The organism is Peptococcaceae bacterium (assembly GCA_024655825.1).
Lineage (GTDB): Bacteria > Bacillota > Peptococcia > DRI-13 > PHAD01 > JANLFJ01.
Window position 1 is genome coordinate 49197 of sequence record JANLFJ010000020.1, and the last position, 7800, is coordinate 56996.

A 7800-nucleotide genomic window follows, 5' to 3' on the forward strand; every position below is an offset into this window, starting at 1 on the left:
TGTAAGCGGGTGCCCGGTAGATTGTGCCGCAAGGCCGAATTTTTGCGGGCATGTGGTTGTTGTGGCCGGTGATAACGTAGACCATGTTCCTTGCGAAACGACCGAACTGGCAGATAAAGTCAAGACAAAACTGGAGATTATAATCAATAACTTAGCTGAGAAGAAAACAATCGGGATCAGGAGGGATAGGGTGAAAAACCGGGAAGTTGTCATGGTCAGCGCCTGCAGAACAGCCATTGGCAAATTCATGGGAGGACTTGCCGCCGTAAGTGCCCGGGATATGGCTATTACTGTGGGGAAAGCTGCTATTGAAAGAGCTGGTATTTTACCAGAGATGGTGGACGAAATCGTTATGGGGCAGCTTTATACCGGGATGCAGGGCTCGCTGCCGGCTCGTCAGGTAGGAATGAGAATAGGGCTGCCGCACAGGAGCGGTGCAGTATCTGTAAACCAGAACTGCGCATCAGGGATGCGAGCCCTGGAGATTGCCTGCCAAAACATCATGCTCGGAAAAACGGAAGTCGGTCTGGTGATAGGAGTAGAAAGCATGACCAATGCGCCTTATCTTTTGCCCAAGGGACGCATGGGTTACAGGATGGGACCAGGTACGATTGAGGATTCGATGATTCATGACGGCTTACACGACGAACTGGTGCCAGGGCATATGGGAATAACAGCCGAAAATGTGGCGGCAAAGTACGGGATAACTCGCCAGGAATGCGATGAGTTGGCCCTGATGAGTCATAATCGGGCTGCAAGGGCTATAAGAGAAGGGAGATTCAAGAGGGAAATCATACCAGTGGAGATTAAAAACAAGAAGGGAGTAAGCCTTTTTGAAGAAGATGAACATCCCATCAGGGATGCCAGCCTGGAAGCAATAAGCAAGCTGCAGGCCGTTTTTAAAAAAGACGGCGTTGTCACAGCGGCCAATGCTTCTGGCATTAATGACGGGGCTGCTGCTGCCGTCGTTATGTCTAAGGAAAAGGCTGGAGAGTTAGGTATTAAACCTCTCCTGAAGCTGGTTAATATTTGTACGGAAGGCGTAGATCCTGTGGTAATGGGATTGGGACCAGCCGTGGTTATTCCCAAATGTTTAAAAGAGGCAGGCTTGTTATTTGACGATATTGAGTACTGGGAAATCAACGAGGCCTTTGCCGCACAGTGGCTGGGTGTTAAAAGAATGCTCGAAGAAGACCTCGGCCTGAAACTCGACCTGGAAAAAGTCAACCACAACGGGTCGGGTATTGCTCTCGGACACCCGGTGGGCTGTACCGGTCTGAGAATTATTGTCACTTTGTATTATGAAATGGAGAGAATGGGCTTGACATTAGGCGGGGCTTCGCTGTGCGTGGGAGGCGGGCCTGCCATGGCGTCGTTATGGACGAGAGATGTTTAATAAATCGGGGGAATGCCGTTGTGATAAAGAAGATACTCGTTCTTGGTGCAGGTACAATGGGATCAGCGATTGCCCAGCTTGCAGCACAATCCGGGTTTGAAGTGATAATGCGGGATTTGGAAACCAGGTTTATTGAAAAAGGATTGGTTGAAATTGAAAAAAGCTTGAACAGGCTTGTGAACAAGGGAAAACTTTCTGGGGAAGAAAAAGAGGGCGTAATATCAAGGATAAGAGGAACTACTGCGCTTTCAGAAGGCAAAGACGCGGATTTTGTCATCGAAGCGGTGATAGAAAATATGGAGTTTAAAAAAGAAGTATACCGGGAGTTGGATAGAGTTGTCCAGCCGGCGGCTATTCTGGCTTCCAACACTTCTAGTCTCAGCATTACTGAATTAGGTGCGGTGACTGCGCGACCTGACAGGGTTATTGGGATGCATTTTTTCAACCCTATCCCCGTGATGCAACTTGTGGAAGTGATAAAAGGCGCAGCAACGTCAGAGGAAACATTTTCGACAGCTTTAGAGTTAACTAAAAAGATGAATAAAGTACCGGTGGGAGTAAAAGAGACACCAGGTTTTGTCGTAAACAGGCTGCTGGTCCCTTTGATTAATGAGGCTGCCTTCCTGCTGATGGAAGGAGCAGCCGGCGCTGAGGAAATTGACACGGCTATGAAGCTGGGAGCTAACCATCCCATAGGGCCCCTGGCACTAGGTGACTTGATAGGACTGGATGTTTGCCTGGCTGTAATGGAAGTCCTCCACATGGAATTTGGCGAAAGCAAGTACAGGCCCTGTCCGCTATTGCGTAAAATGGTCAGGGCTGGTTACCTGGGCCGCAAGACAGGCAGGGGCTTCTTCAGCTATTCGGTTAAGTAAAATTTTGAGGTGATTGGGAAAAATGAGTCGGGTAATGCAGTTTGCCAGGAAGGGAGGAATATCAGATAAGAGGCCTTGAGATTTTATTGATTATTTATAATCGGGGGGGTTATTGAATGCACAAGTTTATTAGAATTGTTAACGCTTTTAGCGAGTGGACGGGCCAAGTTGTAAAATGGCTTGTGCCAATCTTGATCATTACTATTTGCTACGATACTGTTATGCGGTATTTCTTTAACAAGCCGACAATTTGGTCATTTACTCTTAGCTACATGATCGGCGGAACTTTTTTTGTGATAGGACAAGCTTACCTGCAAAAACATAAGGGCAATGTTCGCGTTGATTTGTTTTATGCGAAATATTCATCAAATATAAAATTGCTTTTTGATGCTATAAGCAGTTTGCTTGTTTTTTTGCCGGTATATATTTATTTGACTAAAACGTTTTGGATGGATTTTTTTCAAGCCTATCAGCGCATGGAGGTAGATATCAGTTCTACCTGGTATGCTCCCCTGTGGCCGTTCAAATTGTTTATTGCTGTTGGATTTACAATCTTTCTAATCCAGTTTATTGCAGATATTCTGCAGAACATTCTTGAATACCGGAAAACCCGCTCCGCGGAAGGTGGTGAAGGAAAGTGCTAGAATTTACCCCGGAATTCACTACGATAATCATGTTTGGAGGAGCGATGGCCGGAATACTGGCCGGAATGCCCATCGCCTTTGCTTTGGCGGGGATTTCCGCGGCGGTTGGCGTTTTAACCCAAGGTCCGCAGGTGTTCGAAATGTTTCGCCTCGGAGTTTACTCAATCTTGGGAGATTACATCTTCCTGGCTGTGCCTCTCTTCGTTTTTATGGGTGGGATGATAGAAAAAACAGGTATTACCCAAAGAATGTTTGACACGCTCTATATTTGGATGGGCGGCTTGCGAGGCGGCCTTGCTATTGTCACGATAATTATCGGGACTATACTGGCCGCCTGTGTAGGTGTTGTTGCCGCTTCTGTTATCATGCTGGGTATGATTGGCATTCCTGCAATGTTAAATAAAGGGTATGACAAAAAATTGATATGTGGTGCTATTTGCGCTAGCGGGTCTTTAGGCATTCTCATCCCACCCAGCGTAATGATCGTCATGTATGGGCCTACTGCTTCCCTTTCCGTGGGCAAGTTGTTCATGGCGGCGTTTACACCGGGAGTGCTGCTTTCCGGGCTGTATATCCTCTATGTATATGTGCGCTGCCTGATTAAACCCGAGCTGGGTCCGCCTGTCTCCATTGAAGAACGGCAGATTCCTTTTGTGAAAAAGTTAGTGATGCTTTTAACCTCGCTGTTCCCTCCTTTGTTATTGATATTTGCGGTTCTTGGATCGATCATATTTGGTTTGGCCACTCCTACGGAAGCATCTGCCGTCGGGGCACTGGCTTCTGTTTTGCTGGCGGCCGGTTACCGTTCATTGACCTTGGAAGCGTTAAAAGACGTGTGTTTGAGTACTGTTAAAGTATCCTGCCTTGCCCAAATGGTTGCATGGGGAGCAAAGATGTTTACCAACTTGTTTCTTAAAATGGGATGCGGTGATGTGGTGACAAATGCTCTGCTCTCAATACCCTTGGGAAAATGGGGAACATTCTTTGTTATTATGGCCTTACTTTTTGTGCTGGGGATGTTCATTGACTGGCTGGGGATAATTTTCATCATGGTGCCCATTGTTACGCCTCTGGCTAAGGTGCTGGGATTTGATCCTATCTGGTTTGCGATGATGATTATCGTCAATCTCCAGTTCTCGTTCATTACTCCGCCGTTTGCCTATGCCATTTTCTATCTGAAAGGAATTGTCAAGGATGAGTGGGGTATTGCGACTAAAGATATTATCTCAGGCATAATACCATATTTGGGCCTGATTGCCATCGCTATTATTCTTTTTATAGCCTTTCCCAATATTATACTTTGGCTTCCTAATTTAAAGTTTAATTAAGTCATATGGTATGAATAATTCAAGAAAAAAGAGGGGTTTGAAATGGAAAGCAAAGGAAAAGCAATAATTATTGATTCCAAGGATAATGTGGCTACATTGCTGGACGACGTAAAGAAAGGGATGATTATCCAGGCGCAATCAGATAAAGAAAAAATCATTCTAAAAGTTCAGGATGATATAGCATTTGGGCATAAAATCGCGCTTGGCGATATTGACAAAGGCGAACCGATCATCAAATACGGCGAGATAATCGGGCAGGCTTCGAAAGATATCAAAAAGGGTGAGCATGTTCATGTTCACAACGTTGACAGCCAGAGGGGACGCAGTGAGGCAAAAGACGATTGAACAGGCAGAATGTGTTTAAACACTGAAGATTATGTGCTGCGGGAGTGAAAAACATGGAACTGATGGGTTATCAGCGTGCCAATGGTCAGTTTGGATTCAGAAATTATGTGGCGGTTCTTCCGGCAGTAGGGTGTGCAAATGATGTGGTTAACCGCCTGGGACAAATGTACCCGGGGGTGTTGGTTTTGAACCATAGGGAGGGATGCGCTCAGCTGGGGGAAGATAAAGAACAGACAGCGAGAACTCTGGTTGGGCTGGGGAAGAATCCCAATATTGCAGCCATACTAGTGGTTGGATTGGGATGTGAATCCATTACGGCTGATTACCTGGCGAATGAAATAGCAAAGACAGGTAAGGTTGTAGAAAGCTTGGTGGTTCAAGATGAAGGCGCAAATCTTCAGGCTATAGCCAGGGGAAATATCATCTTAAAAAATATGATACATGAAGTATCCAAAATTAAAAGAATACCGTGTGATTTATGCAATTTAACCTTAGGGATAAAGTGCGGTTTAACCGATACAACGTCTGGGATTTCATCCAATCCAGCAACAGGAATTGCAGCGGATAGAATAATCGAAGCCGGAGGGACGGTTATTTTTGGAGAAACGCCGGAAGTAATCGGAGCGGAACACATTTTGAGCAAAAGGGCCATTAATGAAGAAGTGAAAAAAAAGCTTTATCATTATGTGGAGCTTTGTGAAAAAAGGGTAAAAGCATCCGGAATGGATATCAGAGGGGCTAATCCAGCACCCGGTAACATCAAAGGGGGCATAACAAGCATTGAAGAAAAATCATTGGGAGCCATCAAAAAAGCCGGGAGTAAACAGCTGCAAGGGGTGATAGGGTATGGTGAAATTCCCTGCGGGAGAGGACTCTTCTTTATGGATGGCCCCGGCAGGACTCCGGAAGCGCTTACCGGGCTAAATGCCGCAGGAGCCCAGGTTATTGTTTTTTCCACAGGGGGCGGCTCGCCGGCAGGAACGCGTATTTCTCCGGTCATCAAGGTTACCGGTAATCCAAAAACCGCTGAAGTAAAGAAAGACCATATAGATGTGAGTGTTGACGCGATTATCAAAGGGAGGATGACCATCCAGGAAGGGGGGGAAATAATTCTTAATGAAATCATTGAAGTGGCTTCGGGGAAAATGTCGAAGGCCGAGGTTTTTGGTTATGGAAACATAAGCATTTGGAATATCGGGGTACATATGTAAAAAGAGGGGGTATGCCATGGATTAATACAGGAGAAATGAACGAGGAGTAACAAAAAATGTTGTTCACTGAAGAATCATTTTAAAATGAAGGGGAGTGGTAGCTGTGAAAAAAAGAATAATGGGTTCCTTGTTCATTGTTTTGTTTGTTTTTTCAATGGTTCTTACGGGGTGTTCAGTTAAAAAAGAAGAACCTGCCAAGACCGGAGAAAAGGAGCCTGCGGCAAAAACTTATAAGTTGACCATGCAGATTTCAGCTGCTGCAGGGACCCCGTACATGACCTGCGCGCAGCAATTTGCTCAAGCGGTAAAAGAATCAAGCGGGGGAAGGCTTATTATCGATGTGCAGGCCGGAGGTGCCATAGTGCCTGCCCATGAAGTAACGGACGCCGTTAAGGGAGGAGTGTTGGATATTGCGGCTCCTAATCCATCCATGGATCAAGGCCGTCTGGGGGCAAAAGCGCTGCTTTTTGGCGCATCAGGCACACCGGGAGGACCAAATGCCATTGAGTACCTTGGCTGGTTTTACAAGGGAGACGGCATGACTATGGCCAATGATCTGTACAAAGACTTTAATGCTGAGGTTATTGGTGTTGTTACTGCTGCTCCGGCCGAGCTGTTTTGCCATTCCAACAAACCGATAACAAGCCTGAAGGATTTCCAGGGATTGAAGTTTCGCACGATGGGACTGTGGGGCGAAGTCATGAAGAGCCTGGGAGCTTCCGTTATTACCGTGGCTGGCGGCGAGATTTATCAGGCCATGGAGCGCGGTGTTGTTGACGCTTTTGAATACTGCGGTCCTGGTGTCGACTGGGATATGGGATTCCATGAAGTTACCAAGTATATTGGCGTACCGGGGATTCATTCTCCTCTGAGCAGCAACCTGCTCATAGTCAATAAAAACAAGTGGGACCAGCTTCCAGATGACCTTAAGGAATTGTTAAAACATGAAGCTATGGCTGCTTCTCTGCGCGATTATCTTGAGTTTTCATATGCGGATGTTAATGGTTTACAAAAATACAAGGATTATGGCACAAAAATATTCGTTCTTCCGGATGACATACAGAAAGAAATTGCCGCCCGGGCTAAAGCCATAATGGAAAAATATGCCCAAGAAGATGCTGCCTTCAAAAAAATATATGACAATCAGCTTGATTTCATCAAGAAGTGGAAAAACCGTGAGGACAGCCTGCAACCCAAATACAGTTTATTTAATTAGAAAGACACAATATGACCGATCTTGGGCAAATGTCAATTTAATAATATAGTAAATATTTATACAGTTAAACCAAGGGGGGGTCTTTGATAACCCCTCCTATTTGCTGGTATTGCTGAGATTGATTAATTATATTAATTCACTAGCGTTGCAATAAATTAAAATCTGTTTGTCAACCAACGAATACACGAGATAATCGAAGAATAATGACCGATACTTGCCAATAATTGCGAAGAACAAGAAAAATCCTTTATAATAGAGATACAAGGTAGTTCTTGCCCAAATCTCTAAAATAAAGGAGAACAAAATGCAAGGCAAGGATACCACAATATCCACATTTCATCAACTATTTGGACCAATCTCAACTGAAAAATTTCTGACGCAAGTAGAACAAATGGAGGTTGATAAATACGCCAAGAAACTGCACACCTTACAACTCATTGAACTTATAGCTCACGCTCAATTAGAACAGCACCATGGTTTACGGGATATCAGCCATAGTCTAGATGACGATAAGATTAGCGAAGCAATTGGCCTTGATTCCATCAGCGCTTCCCAGATTTCCCGCAAGCTAAGGGAACTGCCAACAAAAGTTCTACAGTTGCTGTTTAATGACGTCAAAGCTAAAGCCGGAAAAGAAATTGGTGTTGATACCGTTAGCCAAGGGTTAGGACGTCTTCGTCTAATTGATTCCACGACCATCAGCTTATGTCTTTCCCAGTTCCTTTGGGCTAAGTTTAGAAAGACCAAAGGTGGTATCAAGATACATCTGGGTCTTAGATTTTTTG

8 protein-coding genes are annotated in these 7800 nt (G+C 45.1%); all 8 read left to right on the top strand.

The features are described from left to right. The first annotated feature begins 211 nt into the window (after nucleotides 1-211). On the top strand, nucleotides 212-1396 hold the full coding sequence (locus tag NUV48_09270; protein ID MCR4442326.1) for a thiolase family protein: 1185 nt from the start codon (nucleotides 212-214) through the stop codon (nucleotides 1394-1396). Between the two features lie 23 nt (nucleotides 1397-1419). Further along, a complete protein-coding gene (locus tag NUV48_09275) occupies nucleotides 1420-2271 on the top strand; it encodes a 3-hydroxybutyryl-CoA dehydrogenase (GenBank protein MCR4442327.1) in 852 nt (283 codons plus the stop codon). Nucleotides 2272-2387: 116 nt separating this feature from the next. After that, on the top strand, nucleotides 2388-2915 hold the full coding sequence (locus tag NUV48_09280; protein MCR4442328.1) for a TRAP transporter small permease subunit: 528 nt from the start codon (nucleotides 2388-2390) through the stop codon (nucleotides 2913-2915). Nucleotides 2916-2959: 44 nt separating this feature from the next. Beyond that, nucleotides 2960-4243, top strand: coding sequence for a TRAP transporter large permease subunit (locus tag NUV48_09285; protein ID MCR4442329.1), 1284 nt, complete (start codon nucleotides 2960-2962; stop codon nucleotides 4241-4243). Between the two features lie 42 nt (nucleotides 4244-4285). Further along, nucleotides 4286-4588 (top strand): UxaA family hydrolase, encoded by a 303-nt coding sequence (locus tag NUV48_09290; GenBank protein MCR4442330.1) that lies wholly within the window; start codon nucleotides 4286-4288, stop codon nucleotides 4586-4588. A gap of 53 nt (nucleotides 4589-4641) precedes the next feature. Next, nucleotides 4642-5799: a UxaA family hydrolase gene (locus NUV48_09295; GenBank protein MCR4442331.1), complete on the top strand. Its 1158-nt coding sequence runs from the start codon at nucleotides 4642-4644 to the stop codon at nucleotides 5797-5799. A 103-nt stretch (nucleotides 5800-5902) separates the two neighbouring features. Next, complete coding sequence (gene dctP / locus NUV48_09300) at nucleotides 5903-7015, top strand: TRAP transporter substrate-binding protein DctP (GenBank protein MCR4442332.1); 1113 nt, start codon at nucleotides 5903-5905, stop codon at nucleotides 7013-7015. Nucleotides 7016-7319: 304 nt separating this feature from the next. Beyond that, on the top strand, nucleotides 7320-7800 hold a 481-nt coding region (locus NUV48_09305), incomplete at its 3' end, for a DUF4372 domain-containing protein (GenBank protein ID MCR4442333.1).